Below are 18,294 nucleotides of genomic sequence, written 5' to 3' on the forward strand. Positions count from 1 at the left end.
AAATTCACTGCCCACTGAGGAGGCACAGATCATGGGGGATCTAGCAATAGATTTCTGTGGGGAATGGTACGAACCATCCGATGAGGACGTGTTCGACATCGGCCGCGAAGGCGACCTTGAGGTAGATGACAACCCTTACCTGCACCGGCGCTTCCTGCAGATTGCCCGTTACGACGGCATCTGGTGGCTCAGCAACGTGGGCAGCATGCTGTCCGCCACCATCGCCGACGGTTCCGGCGGGATGCAGGCCTGGCTGGCTCCCGGGGCTCGGATTCCGCTGGTTTTCAGCCACACCAACGTGATTTTCACGGCCGGTCCCACCACTTACGAGTTCGCGGTGCATTTGAAAACTCCGTCGTTCCGCCATGAAGCACGGGATGAGGACCAGGCGGGCGACACCACCATCGGGCCCGTGCTTTTCACCGATTCGCAGAAGGCGCTGATTGTCGCGCTGGCCGAGCCCATGCTTCGGCGTGACGGCACCGGTTTCAGCGCAATCCCGTCGTCCGCTGAGGCCGCAAAGCGGCTGGGGTGGGCGCTGACCCGTTTCAACCGCAAGTTGGACAATGTGTGCGACAAACTGGACCGCGTAGGCGTGGTCGGGCTGCGTGGGGGAGCCGGAAAACTCGCCACCAACCGCCGTGCCCGCCTGGTTGAGCACGCCGTGACCTCGCATCTGGTGACAGCGGCTGACCTGCACCTCCTTGAAACCATGACTGGAGCAGACGAAGCATGAAGTTCCGCCTGACCCTGCGGCGCGACACGGCTGAAGCCAAGGACCTGGCCGTCACAGTTGATGGCCGCGCCACCGTCGCGGATATCGCCACCGAGCTCTGGGTGGCGGACCCCGCGCGTAAGGGGACCGAAGCGCCGTCGAACCTGTCCATCAGCGTCGACGAAGCGTTCGTCGGTGGCGGGCTTTCCGGGCACGTCCTCCGGCCAACGGACAACCTGCTGGAGTCGGGACTCCGGCCCGGCTCCAAAGTCTCCCTCGCGCAGGTAAGTGAGCAGTTCGCCTCGAACGGCCACGCCGACGGCAACAACAGGGGACCGGCGGCGGCGACCTTGCGCGTCTTGTCAGGGCCCGACGTCGGCCGCGAATTTTCGCTGCCGTTCGGTACCAGCTACATCGGCCGGGACCGGGACGTGGACATCCGCCTTTCGGATCCGCTCACCTCGAAGCGCCATGCGCGGGTCACCGTGGGCGAAACCGTGGAGATCGTTGACACGAATTCGGCCAACGGCCTGCTCATGGACGGGTTGCCCGTGACGCGGGCAACCCTTGGTTCCTCCGATACGGTGACGCTGGGTGACACCACCGTGGGCGTGGTTGCCCTCTCGCGGAACCACAGTGGTGGACCGTCCTCGCCGCTGGTGGACTTCAACCGCTCGCCGCGTGTGCTCCCCAGGTTCGAATCGGCCAAGCGGGTGCCACCGGCCGGTCCGAAGCGTCCCGAGCACCAGCCGTTCCCGTACATCATGCTGGTGGCACCGCTGCTGATGGGTGGCGTGCTTTTCGCGGTCACCCAGAACCTGCTCTCAGTGCTGTTCATGGCCATGATGCCGCTCTTCATTGTGGGGCACTATGTGGACCACAAGATGCAGAGCAAACGCCAGGCCAAGGAAGGCCACAAACAGTTCACGGCTGCCATGCTGGCTTTCCGCGAGGACATCGACCGGCAGCAAAACATCGAACGGGCGGTCAGGCTGCAGGAAGCGCCGTCCGTCAGTGACACCGTGGATGCGATCTACAAGCTCGGGCCGCTCCTGTGGACCAAGCGTCCAGAACACGAGCACTTCCTCGGGGTGCGGTTCGGGCTCGGCTCCGCGCCGTCGCGGATCCAGTTCGAGGAACCGGGTGCAAACGAAACCGAACCCCGGTACATGCGCGAAATCCAGGAGTGCCTGCAGCAGGTCCGCGTCATTGAGGGTGTACCGATCGTTTCGCAGTTGCGCACCTCGGGTTCCTTCGGGGTGGCCGGTGACCGCAGCGTGGTGGACGACGTCGCCCGCGGCGTGGTACTTCAACTGGTAGGCCTGCACTCACCGGCGGAAGTGGTCTTGGCGGCGCTGACCTCGGCCCGGTCACGGGAACGCTGGGACTGGCTGCAATGGCTCCCGCACGTGGGCTCGGGCCACAGCCCCCTGTCAGGGGACCATCTGGCGGCCGGTCCCGGGGCCGGTGCAGCACTGTTGTCCCGTCTCGAGAACCTCGTGGAAGAACGCGAGTCCATGGCCAAGGAGCCCGGTCCGCAGCTGCGTCCCGGACTTAAGGATGAGCACGAAGAGCTTCCTGGCCCCGTTGTTCCCGCGGTCCTGGTGGTTGTCGAGGACGATGCTCCCGTGGACCGCGGACGCCTCACCCGCCTGGTGGAGAGGGGCCCAGACTACGGCGTCCACATCATGTGGGTGGCCGCGAATGTCCAGTCCTTGCCGGCAGCCTGCCGCGATTTCCTGTCGGTCGACGGCGATCACGGCACAACCACGGGCCAGGTGCGCCTGGGACGCCACACGTATCCGGTCAGTTGCGAAAGCGTCGATGCGGAGCTGGCGACGCAACTCGCTCGCATGATGTCACCCCTGGTGGATGTCGGAAACCCGCTCGAGGACGACTCCGACCTTCCGCGTGCTGTCTCCTACGCCACGTTGATCGGCAAGGAGCTGATGGACAACCCGCAGGCTGTTGCCGAGCGGTGGCAGGAGAACAACTCCGTCCATGCCACGGCCGTGCCCAACCGTAAAGACAACGGCAGCCTCCGGGCCCTGGTGGGCTCCAAGGGCGTGGAGCCGTTCTACCTGGACCTCAAGAACGAGGGACCGCACGCGCTGGTGGGCGGAACCACCGGTGCGGGCAAGTCCGAGTTCCTGCAGTCCTGGGTCATGGGCATGGCCGCCGCCTACAGCCCGGACCGCGTCAGTTTCCTCTTCGTCGACTACAAGGGCGGTGCAGCGTTCGCGGACTGCCTGCACCTGCCGCACACCGTAGGCCTCGTCACCGACCTTTCGCCGCACCTGGTCCGCCGGGCACTGACATCCCTGCGCGCTGAGCTGCACTACCGCGAACGCCTCCTTAACAGGAAGAAGGCGAAGGACCTGCTGGCACTCCAACGCGAAGCAGATCCCGAAGCGCCGCCGTACCTCATCATCATCGTGGACGAATTCGCCGCCCTCGCCACCGAGGTTCCGGAGTTCGTCGATGGCGTTGTGGACGTCGCAGCCCGTGGCCGATCCCTGGGCCTGCACCTGATCCTCGCCACTCAACGGCCCGCCGGTGTCATCAAGGACAACCTGCGCGCCAACACCAATCTCCGGGTCGCGTTGCGCATGGCCGACGAAGTGGACGCAGTGGACATCCTGGGCGTTCCCACTGCAGCGTACTTTGATCCGTCCATTCCAGGCCGAGGTGCCGCCAAGACCGGCCCGGGACGCATCCAGGGTTTCCAGACCGGATATGCCGGTGGTTGGACCACGGACAAGCCCCAGCGTCCCCGCATCGACATTGTGGAGATGGCCTTCGGATCCGGACCTGCCTGGGAACCGCCCCTGGACCAGCATGGAGAGGAAGAACCTGCCGGTCCCAACGACATTGCCAGGATGACCGGAAACATCATCCGTGCAGCTGACGTCCTGTCGATTGAGCCGCCCAGGAAGCCGTGGCTCAACGAACTGGCCACCACCTACGACTTCTCAAAGCTCCCGAACCCGCGAAGCGATGAACGCCTCCTGCTCGGAGTGGCCGACGACCCCGCCCACCAGGACCAGCCGACCGTTTTCTACGAGCCGGACAAAGACGGAAATATGGCCGTCTACGGCACGGGTGGATCCGGCAAGTCCGCAGCGTTGCGCAGCATCGCCATCGCCGCGGCCGTCACACCCCGTGGCGGGCCCGTGCACGTTTATGGCATCGATTGTGGTTCCAACGGCTTGAAGATGCTCGAAGGTCTCCCGCACGTCGGCGAAATCATCAACGGCGACGACGTCGAAAGAGTCGGCAGGCTGCTCCGCTGGCTCAAGGACGTCGCTGATGACCGGGCAGCACGGTTCGCGGAGGTCCGGGCCTCAACGATCGTCGAATACCGGGAACTGGCCAACAAACCGGACGAGAAGCGCATCTTCATCCTGGTGGACGGTATGTCGGCGTTCCGGGAAGGGTACGAATACAGCAAGCTGTCCGCGCTCTGGGACATCTTCCTGACCCTCGCCACGGACGGTCGTCCCTTGGGCATCCACCTGGTAGTGAGCGGTGACCGCACCAACTCCGTCCCGGCGTCGCTCCTTGCATCCATCCAGAAACGGTTGGTCCTTCGCCTCAGCTCCGAGGACGACTACATGACCCTTGATGTTCCCAAGGACGTCCTCAATGCAGCTTCGCCTCCCGGGCGTGGACTGCTGGACGGACTCGAGGTCCAGCTCGCCGTGCTGGGCGGCAACTCGAACCTTGCCCTTCAGGCGCGGGAAGTGGCCAAGCTCAGCCAGGCAATGATCCGCCAAGGCCTCGAACAGGCACCCCAGATCCAGCGGCTCCCCGAACTGGTGGACCTGGACATCCTGCCCGGCGGCGCGCAGGACAACCCGGTCATCGGCGTCGACGACGAGACCCTCGGCCCGGCTGCCATTGCGGCCAAGGGTTCGCTCCTGCTCGCAGGCCCCCCGGGCGCCGGGCGAACGGTGGCACTGGTTACCCTGGCGTACGCGCTGCGCAGGTCCAATCCCCGGACCGACCTCATCTACATCGGGTCGCGGCGCTCGGCGGTTGCGGACCTGAACATTTGGAGCAGGTCCCTGGTGGGGCCGGACGAGGTCTCGGATGTGGTTGACGACCTGATCGACAAGGCATCGGATAATCCGGGCACCATGGCCATATTCATCGAGGGACTGACAGAGTTCACCGATACGTTGGCCGAGTCCGGTGTCGGCCGGTTGGTCACTGCAGCGATCAAGGCCGACCAATGGGTGGTGGGTGAGTCCGAAACGTCCACCTGGTCGCAAGCCTGGTCCCTCGCCCAGCCTTTCAAATCCGGGCGTCGCGGGCTGTTGCTCAATCCGGGAGACGTCGAGGGTGATTCCTTGCTCAACACCTCGCTTGGGCGGGTCAGCCCGGACTTCATTCCAGGACGCGGGTACATCGTGGGGCGCGGAAAAGTACGCAAGCTTCAGATCGCCATGCCGCCCGAGAACCGCAGCCAGGATTTGCCGCCACGCGGGAGGATGTAGGAGGATTTCTCGAAACACCCCCAATTTCGGGGCGCCCCAACGCCCCAGCTGAGGTTACTTTCATGCGACACTCCGTTGTCCCTGCCGTTTTCCTGGCCGCTGGCTTGCTGCTTGCGCCCGCCGCCGCTGCCCAAGCCGTCCCCTGCGGAGGCAAGCTGGCCTGCGCCCCCACCGAGGGAGCAGTGAACCCTTCACCGACCCAGCCGGGGCTGGCGCCGGAACTCGACCAGAAGCCCGCACCGAAGCCGGAACCCACCCGTGTACGGGAAACCCAGCCCGCACCGGCACCGGTTGCGCCGGCCCCTCCCGTGCAGGTTCCACAACAGCCGGCCGTAACGCAGTTCGTCACCGTGGCACCCCAGGTGGCCAATCCGGCACAAAGCACCCCGGAGCCAACCCAGGCCCCGGAAACCACGGCGGCGTCAGCAACGCCGTCGGCGACTCCTTCGGCGACACCCAGCACTGCAAGCCCGAGTCCCACCAAGTCCTCCAACTGGAACACACCCGTGGACAAGGGCCACCCAACGCAGGCCGCGGTGCTGGCATCGAACTCCTTCACGGGGCCCAACCTGATGGGCTTGTTCGGCATCCTGGGTGGCGTGCTGCTGGTGGGGTTGGGTGGATTGGGGTTCGCCCTCTGGAGCAAGAACCGGCTCTCCTCCCACTAACAGCGCTTTAATGTCGGTGGCTTGCGGCAAGATAGACCTGTGAGCACACCAGAAATTGCGAATCCGGTAGAAACCACAGGTGAAGGTGCGGCGGCCGCCGTCGTCGAAGCGGAAGGGACCCCGCCTTCAGGGTCGATGCGGGACGAGTATGAGCAATTAGCCGACCTCGTCCGTAAGTACCGGTATGCCTACTACCAGGAAGACTCACCCACGGTTTCGGACGCTGAGTTCGATGAACTCTACCGTCGCCTTGAGGAGTTGGAAGCGCTTCATCCGGAGCTGGTCTCCAACGATTCCCCCACGCAGGAAGTCGGCGGGGAAGTCTCATCGGCTTTCGCCGCAGTAGAGCATTTGCAGCGGATGTACAGCCTTGACGACGTCTTTTCGCTGGACGAACTCGAAGCCTGGGTCCGCAAGGCCGAAGCATCCGTCGCAAAGCTGGGTGACAGGGTGCCGCCTATCCGCTGGCTGACAGAGTTGAAAATTGATGGCCTCGCAGTGAACCTCCTCTACCGGGACGGCAAACTGGTGCGCGCGGCCACCCGTGGAGATGGCACCACCGGGGAAGACATCACCCACAATGTCCTCACTATCAAGGAAATCCCGCGGGAACTCAGCGGCTCCGGTTATCCCACCGAGGTCGAAATCAGGGGCGAGGTCTTCATCCCGTCCAAGGCGTTCACGGAGTTCAACCAGAGCCTGGTGGCCGCAGGCAAAGCGCCCCTCGCCAACCCCCGCAACGCGGCAGCGGGCTCCCTGCGTCAGAAGGATCCGGCCGAAACGGCGAAGCGTCCACTGAGCATGTTCGTCCACGGCATCGGCGCCCGTGAGGGACTGGATGCCACCAGCCAATCGGAAACGTACCAATTGCTCGCTGAATGGGGACTGCCGGTCAGTCCCTACTCGAAAGTGCTGGACACTTACGAAGGCGTCCTCGAATTCATCGCGCATTACGGCGAGCACCGCCATGACCTCCTCCACGAGATCGACGGCATCGTGGTCAAGATCGACGATTTCGCCACGCAACGCGCCCTGGGCTACACCTCCAGGGTGCCCAGGTGGGCAGCGGCCTACAAATACCCGCCGGAAGAAGTGCACACCAAGCTCCTGGACATCATGGTCAACGTCGGCCGGACAGGGCGGGTCACCCCGTTCGGACTGATGGAGCCGGTAAAGGTTGCCGGTTCCACCGTGGGCATGGCCACCTTGCATAACCAGGATGTTGTCAAGGCCAAGGGCGTTATGATCGGGGACATCGTGATCCTGCGGAAAGCCGGCGATGTCATCCCTGAAATTGTCGGGCCGGTCCTGGCCTTGCGGGACAAACAGGATCCACCGGTCCGCGAGTTCGTGATGCCCACCGAATGTCCTTCCTGCGGCACGCCCTTGGCGCCGTCAAAGGAAGGGGACGTGGATATCCGCTGCCCCAACGCGAAGTCCTGCCCGTCCCAGTTGCGGGAGCGCGTGTTCCACGTCGCCAGCAGGGGCGCGTTCGATATTGAAGCGCTGGGCTGGGAAGCGGCCGTTGCACTGACACAGCCTGCAGAGCCGGAAACCCCGCCCCTTACCAGCGAGGCCGGACTGTTCAGCCTGACACGCGAGGACCTTGCCGATGTCCTGATCCGCCGGGGAAAGCGCTCCAAGGGCGTGGGCACGGGGGAGTTCGAACTCGTCCCGTACTTCTACACCAAGGGAACCGCCAAAACCCCGTCCAAGCCGACGGCGACCACCGAGAAACTGTTCGTGGAGCTGGAGAAAGCCAAGAAGCAGCCCTTGTGGCGCGTGCTGGTGGCGCTCTCCATCCGGCACGTCGGCCCCACGGCTTCCCGTGCACTGGCCACGGCGTTCGGCAGCATGGACGCCATCCGGAACGCCACCGAAGAGCAAATGGCACACGTGGACGGCGTTGGCCCCACTATTGCCGTGGCGCTCAAGGAATGGTTTGCCGTGGACTGGCACAACGAGATCGTGGACAGCTGGGCTGCTGCGGGGGTTCGGATGGAGGACGAGCGCGACTCCTCAATGCCCCGGACACTTGAAGGCCTGACCGTGGTGGTCACGGGAACACTTCCGAACTTCAGCCGGGACGAAGCCAAAGAAGCCATCATCATCCGAGGCGGCAAGGCCTCGGGGTCCGTCTCCAAGAACACCAGCTACCTCGTGGCCGGCGAAAGCGCAGGGACCAAGCTGGACAAGGCTGAACAGCTGGGCATTCCCGTGCTGGACGAGGACGGCTTCCGTGAGCTGTTGGCCAACGGGCCTGCCCCGACGGACGCTGACCAGGACAATGAGGAGGCCGCGGTTGCTGACCCCGTAGCGGAGGCAGCATCCGAATGACCGATCCATCGGAGTTGCTTGCAGTTGCCAAGCGTGCCGCCGCTGCCGGCGCAGCTGTCCTTGCCCGCCGGTCCGTCAGCGGAACCGGCGGGGAGGGCCTGGAAACCACCAATAAAGGTGAAGCGGGCGACTGGGTCACCGCCTTCGATGTCGCGGCGGAGAACGCAGTCCGCGACGCAATCCTGGCCGAACGCCCCCATGATGCGCTCACCGGTGAAGAACACGGAACCACCCGGCCGGAGGACCATTCAGGGTATCGCTGGTCCATTGATCCGTTGGACGGGACCACCAACTTCATCCGCAACATCGTCTACTACGCAACGTCCGTTGCGGTGGCGGACTCCGACGGCGTGTGGCTGGCTGGGGTGGTGCACGCGCCGGCGCTGGGCCGCGTCTACTCGGCTGCCCGGGGACACGGCGCCTGGGTGGAAGCTGCCGGGCAGTCAACACGGCTCGAAGGACCGGTTCCTGGGCGGAAGGGGCTGATCCTGGCAACGGGCTTCAGCTACGATCCCGCCACCCGGGCAAGCCAGCTGCAGGGACTGGGCGAGGTGATGGACGGCTTCGCCGATGTCCGGCGCCTGGGCTCGGCGGCGTTGGATCTTTGCATGGTGGCCGATGGCACCTTTGACGCCTACGGGGAGCGTGGACTGAACGAGCACGATTTTTCCGCGGGAGCGCTGATCGCGGAAGAGGCCGGCTGCTGGGTTCGCCGGCCGCGGCTTCGGAGCCCGCTCGACGGCGGGCCGAGCACCGAAGACCGCTTGGCGGCGTGGATGTGCGCCGGGGCGTTGGAACTGTCCGGCAAATTCCCCTTGTGACCACCGCCCTGTGATCACCACACTCGCCATCGCCAACTACCGTTCCATCCGGGACCTCGCCATGGAGTTGCACGGCCTGGATGTCGTGACGGGGGCCAACGGCAGCGGCAAGTCCTCGTTGTACCGAGCCTTGCGGCTGTTGGCCGAGTGCGCAGGCGGGGATTCCGGAAACGTGGTGGGCTCCCTGGCCAGGGACGGCGGTTTGTCGTCCACTTTGTGGGCCGGTCCGGAGTCCATCAGCGAGGCCATGCGGCGCGGCGACGTCCCCGTCCAAGGAACGGTCCGGCGGGAATCCGTGAACCTGAAACTGGGCTACTCCGGTGACGACTTCGGATACTTGGTGGACCTCGGGATGCCGGTTGCCAGCGGTGCCGGTTTTGACGAAGCCACGGGCAGGCCCCGCCGCTCCGCCTTCAGCCTGGACCCCGAGATCAAGAGGGAACAGATCTTTTCGGGACCAGTGGCCCGGCCGGGTTCGTTGTTGGTGGATCGCAAGGGAAGCCTCGCCAAACTGCGGGAACCGGGCGGGGACTGGACTGAGCTCTCCCGGCGGCCCTCCAGACGCTGCGGGAGGTGGGCTTCGAGCGGCAGTTGGATGCCGCCGTCGGCCATGCCTTTCCCGGAAGCCGGCTGGAGGTCGCGGTCAGCGACGGCAGGTTCAGCGTGGAGCTTCGCCAACCCGGAATGCTGCGGCCCATGAAAGCCGCAGAGCTTTCAGACGGTACGTTGCGGTTCCTACTCCTGACTGCTGCGCTCCTAACGCCCCGGCCGCCGGAATTGATGGTGCTCAACGAACCGGAGACCAGCCTGCACGTGGACCTGATGCCGGCACTGGCTGGATTGATTGTCCACGCCAGTGCCAGCAGCCAGATGATCGTCGTGACCCATTCCGAGGCACTGCTCAAGGCCCTTCGCGAGAGCGGCGCGGCGCACGAGCATGAGCTGTACAAGGACATGGGCGAAACCAGGATCAAGGGCCTGGGGTCCCTCGAGGGTCCGTTGTGGAGCTGGCCCAAGCGCTAGGGGCTAGAACGCTGAGCCGATGGAGGTGAGCTCCTTGGCCTCGGCGTGGGCGTACTGGCTCTCGGGCCGCTCCAGACCGTAGTGTCCCCGCAAGGTGGAGGCCGTGTAGTCGGTGCGGAAGAGACCGCGTTGCTGAAGGATCGGCACTACCTGGTCCACGAAGACTTCCAATCCCGAGGGAAGAACCGGCGGCATGATGTTGAAACCGTCGGCAGCCCCGGCGAAGAACCAATCCTGGAGGGCGTCTGCTACCTGTTCCGGAGTGCCGGAGAAGGTGCGGTGTCCACGCCCACCACCCAAACGGCCGATCAGTTGCCGGACGGTGAGTTTCTCGCGGCGGGCCAGTTCCACGATCAAGGTGTACCGGCTTTTGGCCCCCTCGATTTCGTCTTCCGAGGGAAGGTCCGCGGGCAGCTGACGGTCCAACGGAAGGTCTTCGGGGGAGAGCCGCAGGGTCTTGGCGAGTTGCTCTCGAGCGTATTCAGGCTTGATCAGCTGGTCGAGTTCGCGCTCCAGCTTCAGCGCTTCTTCCTCCGTGGAGCCAATCACCGGGACGATGCCCGGCAGGATCTTGATACCCTCCGGGTTACGGCCCACGGCAGCGGTGCGTGCTTTGAGGTCCGTGTAGAACGCCTGCGCGTCGGCGAGGGTTTGATGGGCGGTGAAGACTGCTTCTGCGTATTGTGCTGCGAGGTTTTTGCCGTTTTCCGAGGATCCGGCCTGGACGATCAGGGGGTGGCCTTGGGGGGAGCGCGGTACATTCAGCGGCCCGCGGACCCGGAAATGCTTGCCCTCGTGGTCGATGACGCGGATTTTTGTATCGTCGCCCCACACGCCGGCGGCTTTGTCGGCGAGCACGGCGTCATCGTCCCAGCTGTCCCAGAGTTTCCGGGCCACCTCGATGAATTCCGCTGCCCGCTCGTAGCGGACAGCGTGGGCGGGTTGGTCGTCCACACCGAAGTTGCGGGCGGCGTCGGGTCCAGCAGTAGTGACCACGTTCCAGCCTGCCCGGCCTCCGCTGACCCAGTCCACTGACGCGAAACGGCGTGCCAGATTGAAGGGGTCGTTGTAGGTGGTGGAGGCGGTGGCGATGAGCCCGATCTTCTGCGTGGCCGCCGCGATGGCGGTCAACAACACCGTGGGCTCCAGTTTGCCGGCGGGACGGCGGCCCACTTCACCAAACAGGACCGGGGAATCGGCGAAGAAGATGGAGTCCAGCTTCCCGCGTTCGGCTGTTCGGGCCAGCTGCTGGTAGTGCTCCACCTTGGTGACGGCCAACGGATCGCTCTCCGGCAGGCGCCAGGATGCTTCGTGGTGGCCAGTGCTCATGAGGAAGGCGTTGAGGTGGAGGTGGCGCTGTGGTTCGGTCATGGGGGTTCTCCTCGGTTCATACCTGATGGGGGAGGCAAGCTGTGGTGTGGGGCAACTCAAACACGCCCCTCACGGACACCGCCAGCGCTCCGACATGTGCCCGCAACAGCGCGAAACCGGGGTTCACGGCACGCAACCCGGCTCAATTCGACGCCACGGAAAGCAACACAAAAAGTGCGGACGCAACCCGGACAACCGGCGTCGTGACTTCTGTTCATGACTGATAGTTCCATCACGGAAAGCGCTATTTGGCGGTTCCGGCACCGGGACGGCGACTACCATTGGTAGGTGCTTTCCCCGATTACCGTCCGTCCCGCCCTGCCCGAAGACTACGACGACGTTGCCCGCATCACGCAGGACTCCTACGTCACTGCGGGGTACTACGGCGACGCCGACCACCCGTACCTCCAGAAACTCCAGGATGTGGCCGGCCGGGCAGAGCACGCCGACGTGCTGGTGGCTGAGCGTGACGGCGAGGTTATCGGATCCGTGACCGCGGCACCGGCCGGTGGCGGCTTCTCGGACATCGGCTTGGAGGACGAACTCGAACTTCGCACCCTCGTGGTGGATCCGGCAGTCCAGCGCTCCGGGGCTGGCCGCGCGCTGGTCCAGGCTGTCGTGGACAAAGCCAAGGCGATGACCGGGATCAACGCAGTATCCCTGACCACGGGTGCCACGTGGGAGAGCGCCAATGCCCTTTACTCGCGGACCGGCTTTGACCGCGCCCCGCACAGGGATTGGTTCGTGCCCGGCACCGACATAAAACTGTTCGTTTACAGGCTCGAGCTTGGACAGCCATAAAGTTTCCTTCGAAGCGCCGGTCACCGGGCCGGGCGCAACGACAGGAAGGCGCGGCATGCGCAAGACATTCGGCACGGGTTCGGTCTGGGAACAGACCCTTGGCTACTCCCGCGCGGTCCAGGTGGATAACACCCTCTTCATTTCCGCTACGGCAGCTTCCGGCGAAAACGGCATTGTCGGCGATGATTTCTACTCACAGACCAGGTTCATCCTCGAAAAGCTTGGCTCTGTCCTCGAAGATGCCGGCTTCTCCTATGAGGACGTCGTCCAGTCCAAGCTGTACCTGACGGACATCAGCAAGTGGGAGGACGCCGGCCGTGCCCACGGAGAAGTCTTCGGCGAGATCCGGCCCACGTTGTCACTTGTCCACGTCCTGCCGTTCCTGGACCCGCAGATGCTGGTGGAGATCGAGCTCGTAGCGCAGAAGTCCGCGTAGCAGCCAAATATTTGGGTCAGCCCGGGATGCCGTACCGGTGTTCCGGGCGACCCGTGGTTCCGTACCGCAGTTGAATTTCGACGGCGCCATCATCAGCAAGCGACGACAGGTACCTTTGCGCTGTTGCGCGGGAAACGCCAACCCGCTCCGCGACTTCGGCAGCGGAGTACTGTTCGCCGGGAAGCAAGGACTCCAGGACCGCGGCTTCGGTGGCGGACCGGGGCTTGGCCGCCGGTGATACATCTCCTGGAATGAGTGAGCGTTTGGCCCGTTCGATGGTGCCCTGGTCAATGCTGGGCTGTTGGCCGAGGATCCTGCGGTAGCGCGCGTAGGACCGGAGCTGCTGGGACAAGGTTTCAGCGGTGAAGGGTTTGAGCATATAGCCCAAGGCGCCCCGCCGCAGGGCAACGCGGACGGACTGCGCGTCAGAGGCGGCAGTCAGCATCACAGCATCAACATCCAGCTGCCCCAGCAGGTCCAGTCCGGAACCGTCGGGCAGGTACACGTCCAGCAGCACCAGGTCCGGGCGCAGGCTGTGGATCGCCTGCAAAGCCTGGGATACCGACCCCGCAGGCGCCAAGGCCATGAAGCCGGCCACCGAATCGACGTACGCCGCATGCAGCCGCGCGACGTGGAAGTCGTCGTCGACGATCAGCACCCTCAGATCCTCAACCACTGCGGTCCTCCCTCTCCGTTGAGCTTGTGGGCCCTTCATCCATGACCCCTGGAATGGTGGCCATGAACACCGCGCCCGGGCCACCCTCGCTGCCGTGTTCCAGGACCCGGACATCCCCTCCGCGCCTGCGTGCCAGTTGCCGCACCAAAGCCAGCCCCAATCCTTGTCCAGCCCCCGAGCGTACCGGTTGCGCCGACGTCGTGAATCCTTCGGTGAAGATGTCTTCCGGGTCCGCGGCACCCAGCCCGTCTCCGGAGTCGCCCACTACAAGGTGCAGGCGTCCGGCGTCGTCCAGCAGTTCCACTTCCACCCAACGGTCCGCGGCGGAACCGGCGACGGCGGCACTGACCGCATTGTCTATGAGGTTGCCGAGCACGGTGGTGACGTCCTGCGGATCGGCGACGTGGCCACGGACCATGGTCTCCGGCCCGACGCGCAGGCTCACACCGCGCTCGGAGGCCTCCACTCCCTTGGCGCCGATGAAGGCCTGCAGGTAGGGATCCTGGAGCAGTTCGGCCTGCTCAACGGGAAATTTCAGGGGACCGGTTGCCGAAATCCGGGCGAGGTATTCCTTCGCGGAATCGTGTTGTCCGATGCTCATGAAACCGGCGATGGTGTGGAGCTGGTTGGCGAACTCGTGGCGTTGGGCGCGCAGGGCCGTGGACATTGTCCCGACAGCGTCCAGCTGGCGTGTCAGCTGCTGCAGCTCGGTGCGGTCACGGAGCATGACAACCCAGCCGAGATCCTCTTTCCGATGCCAGGCTTTCCGCGCGCTGGCCACCAAAACCCGGCCGCCGGCCACAAGTTCGACGGGCTCTGCATCCCGGGCCGCAGGCTGCGTCAGCTGCTTGAGCTGCTCGGGGACGCCCGCAGTTGCCCAGTCCTGGCCGGTGGCATCGGGCAGGTCCAGCAGCCGGGAGGCGGCTGCGTTGAAGACGGAGATCCTGCCGTCGGCGGCTATGCCGATCACGCCGTCGTCCACCCCCTGGAGCACAGCCACCTGGTCGTGGACGAGGGTGCTGATCTCTTCCGGTTCCAGGCCGAGCGTGAGCCGCTGCAGCCTGTGCCGGAGGAGGAAGGAGGCGAGCACGCCTGCGAGGAGCGCGCCGCCGGCGGTGAACGCAATGGGCACAATGTCGCGTGCCAGGCTGTTGCTGAGGGACTCCACGGAATAGCCCACGCTGACTTCACCCACGATGGTGCCGGCGGCATCGGGGGAGTACACGGGGACTTTGGCACCGGCTGAGGGGCCCAGCGTGCCGGTATTGCGGGTGGTGATTTCCTTTCCCGCGAGGGCAACGGAGGGGTCGGTGCTCACACGTTCGCCCAGCCGGGCAAGGTCTGGGTGGGCCAGGCGCAGGCCTGTTTCGTCCGTGATGACGACGAAGAGGGCTCCGGTGCGCACCCGGACGGCTTCGGCGGCGGCCTGGAGTGGGCCGACTGCCAGCACATCCGCCGGCGGGGTTCCCTCTTCTTTGCTGATTTCCTGCACGCCGGTCCTGATGTCCGGATCTGCTGCGACTGTCCTGGCCAGGGTGAGGGCCTGGTTTTCGGCTTCGTCACCGATCCGTCCGTACACCAACCAGGCGTGGACGGCGCCGCTGAGCAGGACCACCAGCAGGACCACTCCGAGCTGGAGGAGGAGGGTTTGGGTGGAGAACCGCATACCCACCTTGCTGAAAACAGGCACCCTTGCTCCTTTCCTCCTGCTCCATTGAAGCACTGAGCACAATGCGCAAAACGTGCGCAACGAGCACTATCCTGAACAATTCCCTGAAACCCCGGTCCGTGATCGACGCCACCCTATTGTCTGTAGTGCGCATCACATCGGTGTGGTGCCCTTCACAGTAGTAAAGGAGCCGGCCATGCTGGTTTTGCTTGGATTCGCAATGATTGCGGTATTCATGGTCCTGATCATGACCAAAAAGTTGACGCCGGTTCTGGCGCTGATCATCGTCCCCACCATCTTTGGTCTCTTCGCAGGGGCCGGCCTGGGCATCGGACCCATGGTCATGGATTCGATGAAGTCCATGACGTCAACGGCCGCGCTCCTGATGTTTGCCATCATCTACTTCGGCTTGATGATCGACGTCGGACTCTTCGACCCGCTGGTCAAGTTCATCCTCCGCAAGCTGGGCAACGACCCGGCCAAGGTTGTGCTGGGCACCGCGATCCTGGCAGCAGCGGTCTCCCTCGATGGGGACGGTTCCACCACGTTCATCCTCACCACCGCCGCGATGCTCCCCGTCTACCTGCGCCTCAAGATGAGCCCCGTGGTCCTGACCTGCGTCGCCGGCCTCGCCAACGGAACCATGAACATCCTGCCGTGGGGTGGCCCCACTGCCCGCGCTGCCACTGCGCTCAAGCTCGACGTCAACGACGTCTTCGTGCCCATGGTCCCCTCGCTCATTGTTGGGCTGATCGTCGTGCTGGTCTTCTCCTGGCTGCTCGGCCTGCAGGAACGCAACCGCCTCCGCTCTGTCGCTCCGGAGATCTGGGGCGACGTCGCCGATCCTGCTGACGCGTTCGACGGCGGCACCGGCCGCGGCGGTTCTGTCACCGGCGGCTCCGGCAAGGGACGCTTCGGATTCGGCCGTACCGGCTCAACTGCTCCCGTCGGCAAGTTGGGCACCGGCGGAGGTTCCGGCGTCGCGGTCCTGGAACGTACCCAGGCACTGGTGGACGACCACGACACCGCCATGGCCGACACCGCGCTGGACCCCAACCGCAAGACCCTGCGTCCCAAGCTGTTCTGGTTCAACCTGGCCCTCACCGTGGCTGTCATGGTCACGCTGGTCGCCAACATCGTTCCCCTGCCGTTCGTCTTCATGGTCGGTTCCGCGATCGCCCTGCTGGTCAACTTCCCCAAGGTCAAGGACCAGGGCGCACAGCTGATCGCCCATGCACCGTCCATCGTGGCCGTGGTCAGCATGGTCATGGCCGCCGCTGTGCTCACCGGTGTCCTGAACGGCACGGGCATGGTGAAGGCAATGTCCGAGTGGCTGGTCCAGATCATCCCCGCCGAGATGGGTCCGTTCATGGCCATCATCACGGGCGTCCTGAGCATCCCCATGACGTTCTTCATGAGCAACGACGCGTTCTACTTCGGCGTCCTGCCCGTCCTCAGCGAAACCGCAGCGCACTACGGCGTTGGTGCAGCGGACATGGCCCGCGCCTCCATCACCGGCCAGCCGTTCCACCTGCAGAGCCCGCTGGTCCCCGCCATCCTGCTGCTGGTGTCCCTGGCAAAGGTGGAACTGGGTGACCACCACAAGAAGGTCCTGTGGCGGACCGCAGTCATCTCAATCGTGATGCTGGCCGTCGGAGTCCTGACCGGAGCCATCGGCATCGGCTGACCGACGTGGGTGGCAGGAGTGCCCGGCCCCCACACTGACGGCAAATGATCAGCCCACCGGGTTCGTAGCCTGGCAGGTCTGGTCATTTGCCGTTTGTGTGGGGATGTTGCCTTGCGTAGTGCTTTGGGCTGGCTTGTCGCCGGAAACGAAGTCTTCACCGGCGTAGAGCTGCACGCCTTGGATACCCGTCACCTCCTGGACGTTTGCTGCCGGGAGCCCGAACATCCCGGCGATGTCCGCCGCGACGTCGGCGAAGCCGGCCTGGTAGTACACCATGGTCTGGGCGCGGGGTTGGCCCTGCAGCCGGACGGTCTTGGTGTAGCCCGCGGCCGTGACCAGGGCCGCGATAGCGTTGCTTCTGCCGGTAACACCGGTTCCGTTGGCAATGCTGATGGGCTGGAGTGCTTTGTCAAAGGCAGGTTTGGCTTCGGAGCTTGACGGCGCGGGGGAGGGGGTTCCGGCTTGTGCAAGGTCCGCGCTGTTCCTGAGGGCAGCAAAGAGATTCGATGCTGCGGGTTCATCCAGTCCGAGCCTGTTGGGATCTGACGGGGCCGGGACGGTGGGCACGGTGATGAAGTTCACCTTGGCGGGGTCGATGTTCTTGAGCCGGTCGCCAATGGTCAGCAAGGCAGGAACCGAGGCCAGACCCGTGTCCACCGTCAGGTTCTTGGTCATCGTGTCGGCGATGCTCAGCAGCTTTTGGGGGTCGCTGAGCGTCCCCTCGGACTTCAGCTTCCTGGTGAGGGAGCCCAGGAAGGACTGCTGGGCCTTGATGCGGCCCAGGTCGCCGCCGTCGGCAAAAGCGTGGCGCGTCCGGAGGAACGCCAAGGCCTGGTCGCCTTGCACTTGGGAGGTTCCCTTGGGGAGGTGGAGGCCTGAGTCGGAATCATTGACGGCGGAATTGACGCACACGTCCACCCCACCCACCGTGGTGGTCAGCTCTTTGACTGCGTTGAAGTCGGCCATCATGAAATGGTCCACTTCCAGCCCGGTGAGCTTGTTGACGGTGTCAACAGCGCAGCCGATTCCTGCTTCGGCCATGGCGCTGTTGATCATCACGCCCGGGCGTGCGTCGTGCTGCTCGTTGTTTGCCTGGTCCTTGCAGGCGGGCACGTCCACCAGGAGGTCCCGGGGGAAGCTGATGACGTTCACGTTGTTGTTGTCCGCGGAGATGTCCACCAGCATCATGACATCCGACTGCCCGTAGCCGGAGGACTGGTCCGACGTTCCGTACTGGCTGTTCTTGCCGCTTCGGGTATCACTGCCCAGCACCAGGATCTGGAGGCGGTCCTTCCTGTCATCAACCGGACCTTCACTTCGCTGGCCGCCTGCTCCAAGGGAAGTGGTGGAGATATTCGATTGAAGCCGCCACAGCCAGTAGCCGCCAAAGCAAAGGACTCCAACGACTGCGGCGGTAACCACAATGACACCAATCCGGAGCCAGCGGGGGCGTCTGCGGCGCGGTGAGCCGGTACTTTCCTCGACAAGGCTTCCTTGTCCGGGGTAGCGGGGAGAATCACCATCCGGTGAGTTGGGGGCGGGGCGTACGTGGCGACCGATCACGGCACTGGCCTTTCCTCTGGGTGGGGGC

General features: G+C 64.6%; 12 protein-coding genes and 1 pseudogene. 9 read left to right on the plus strand and 4 right to left on the minus strand.

Annotation, left to right across the window (positions count from 1 at the left end):
• Window positions 1-31: 31 nt before the first annotated feature.
• From LRQ04_RS08800 to LRQ04_RS08825, 6 genes and pseudogenes are all read left to right on the plus strand, one after another.
• Window positions 32-736, plus strand: coding sequence for a hypothetical protein (locus LRQ04_RS08800; protein WP_235519531.1), 705 nt, complete (start codon window positions 32-34; stop codon window positions 734-736).
• Window positions 733-5,214 carry an FtsK/SpoIIIE domain-containing protein gene (locus LRQ04_RS08805; RefSeq protein ID WP_235519536.1) on the plus strand — a complete coding sequence of 1,494 codons (4,482 nt, stop codon included), beginning with the start codon at window positions 733-735 and terminating at the stop codon, window positions 5,212-5,214. Before LRQ04_RS08800 ends, LRQ04_RS08805 begins: the two co-directional genes overlap by 4 nt.
• A gap of 62 nt (window positions 5,215-5,276) precedes the next feature.
• Window positions 5,277-5,882: a hypothetical protein gene (locus tag LRQ04_RS08810; protein WP_235519537.1), complete on the plus strand. Its 606-nt coding sequence runs from the start codon at window positions 5,277-5,279 to the stop codon at window positions 5,880-5,882.
• Between the two features lie 39 nt (window positions 5,883-5,921).
• Window positions 5,922-8,219, plus strand: coding sequence for an NAD-dependent DNA ligase LigA (gene ligA, locus LRQ04_RS08815; protein ID WP_235519538.1), 2,298 nt, complete (start codon window positions 5,922-5,924; stop codon window positions 8,217-8,219).
• Window positions 8,216-9,040 carry an inositol monophosphatase family protein gene (locus tag LRQ04_RS08820; protein ID WP_235519541.1) on the plus strand — a complete coding sequence of 275 codons (825 nt, stop codon included), beginning with the start codon at window positions 8,216-8,218 and terminating at the stop codon, window positions 9,038-9,040. The genes ligA and LRQ04_RS08820 overlap by 4 nt, the downstream gene beginning before the upstream one ends.
• A 10-nt stretch (window positions 9,041-9,050) precedes the next feature.
• A pseudogene (locus tag LRQ04_RS08825) lies at window positions 9,051-10,063 on the plus strand (AAA family ATPase).
• Between the two features lie 3 nt (window positions 10,064-10,066).
• Here the strand turns inward: LRQ04_RS08825 and LRQ04_RS08830 are convergent.
• The gene (locus LRQ04_RS08830; protein WP_235519544.1) at window positions 10,067-11,434 is read right to left on the minus strand and encodes an LLM class flavin-dependent oxidoreductase; all 1,368 of its coding nucleotides are present in this window, start codon (window positions 11,432-11,434) and stop codon (window positions 10,067-10,069) included.
• 288 nt (window positions 11,435-11,722) lie between these two features.
• Between LRQ04_RS08830 and LRQ04_RS08835 the strand changes: the two genes are divergently transcribed.
• Both LRQ04_RS08835 and LRQ04_RS08840 read left to right on the plus strand, forming a co-directional pair.
• Complete coding sequence (locus tag LRQ04_RS08835) at window positions 11,723-12,235, plus strand: GNAT family N-acetyltransferase (RefSeq protein ID WP_235519547.1); 513 nt, start codon at window positions 11,723-11,725, stop codon at window positions 12,233-12,235.
• Window positions 12,236-12,290: 55 nt separating this feature from the next.
• Window positions 12,291-12,671 (plus strand): RidA family protein, encoded by a 381-nt coding sequence (locus LRQ04_RS08840; RefSeq protein WP_235519550.1) that lies wholly within the window; start codon window positions 12,291-12,293, stop codon window positions 12,669-12,671.
• Between the two features lie 16 nt (window positions 12,672-12,687).
• On the opposite strand, the gene LRQ04_RS08845 is transcribed toward LRQ04_RS08840, so the two are convergent.
• Window positions 12,688-13,347 carry a response regulator gene (locus LRQ04_RS08845; RefSeq protein ID WP_235519553.1) on the minus strand — a complete coding sequence of 220 codons (660 nt, stop codon included), beginning with the start codon at window positions 13,345-13,347 and terminating at the stop codon, window positions 12,688-12,690.
• Window positions 13,340-15,013 carry a sensor histidine kinase gene (locus tag LRQ04_RS08850; protein WP_235519749.1) on the minus strand — a complete coding sequence of 558 codons (1,674 nt, stop codon included), beginning with the start codon at window positions 15,011-15,013 and terminating at the stop codon, window positions 13,340-13,342. Before LRQ04_RS08850 ends, LRQ04_RS08845 begins: the two co-directional genes overlap by 8 nt.
• A gap of 169 nt (window positions 15,014-15,182) precedes the next feature.
• Here LRQ04_RS08850 and LRQ04_RS08855 point away from each other — a divergent pair, with 169 nt between their 5' ends.
• Window positions 15,183-16,703 carry a CitMHS family transporter gene (locus LRQ04_RS08855; protein WP_374198925.1) on the plus strand — a complete coding sequence of 507 codons (1,521 nt, stop codon included), beginning with the start codon at window positions 15,183-15,185 and terminating at the stop codon, window positions 16,701-16,703.
• A gap of 48 nt (window positions 16,704-16,751) precedes the next feature.
• Here the strand turns inward: LRQ04_RS08855 and LRQ04_RS08860 are convergent, their stop codons facing one another.
• Window positions 16,752-18,266, minus strand: coding sequence for an LCP family protein (locus LRQ04_RS08860; protein WP_235519556.1), 1,515 nt, complete (start codon window positions 18,264-18,266; stop codon window positions 16,752-16,754).
• Between the last annotated feature and the right edge of the window lie 28 nt (window positions 18,267-18,294).

Source organism: Paenarthrobacter sp. AR 02 (assembly GCF_021538675.1).
GTDB lineage: Bacteria > Actinomycetota > Actinomycetes > Actinomycetales > Micrococcaceae > Arthrobacter.

Coding starts and splice junctions, on each gene's coding strand:
- LRQ04_RS08820 (WP_235519541.1), top strand. CDS start 8,216: ATGACCGATCCATCGGAGTTGCTTGCAGTTGCCAAGCGTGCCGCCGCT.
- LRQ04_RS08840 (WP_235519550.1), top strand. CDS start 12,291: ATGCGCAAGACATTCGGCACGGGTTCGGTCTGGGAACAGACCCTTGGC.
- LRQ04_RS08805 (WP_235519536.1), top strand. CDS start 733: ATGAAGTTCCGCCTGACCCTGCGGCGCGACACGGCTGAAGCCAAGGAC.
- LRQ04_RS08800 (WP_235519531.1), top strand. CDS start 32: ATGGGGGATCTAGCAATAGATTTCTGTGGGGAATGGTACGAACCATCC.
- LRQ04_RS08850 (WP_235519749.1), bottom strand. CDS start 15,013: ATGCGGTTCTCCACCCAAACCCTCCTCCTCCAGCTCGGAGTGGTCCTG.
- LRQ04_RS08810 (WP_235519537.1), top strand. CDS start 5,277: ATGCGACACTCCGTTGTCCCTGCCGTTTTCCTGGCCGCTGGCTTGCTG.
- LRQ04_RS08830 (WP_235519544.1), bottom strand. CDS start 11,434: ATGACCGAACCACAGCGCCACCTCCACCTCAACGCCTTCCTCATGAGC.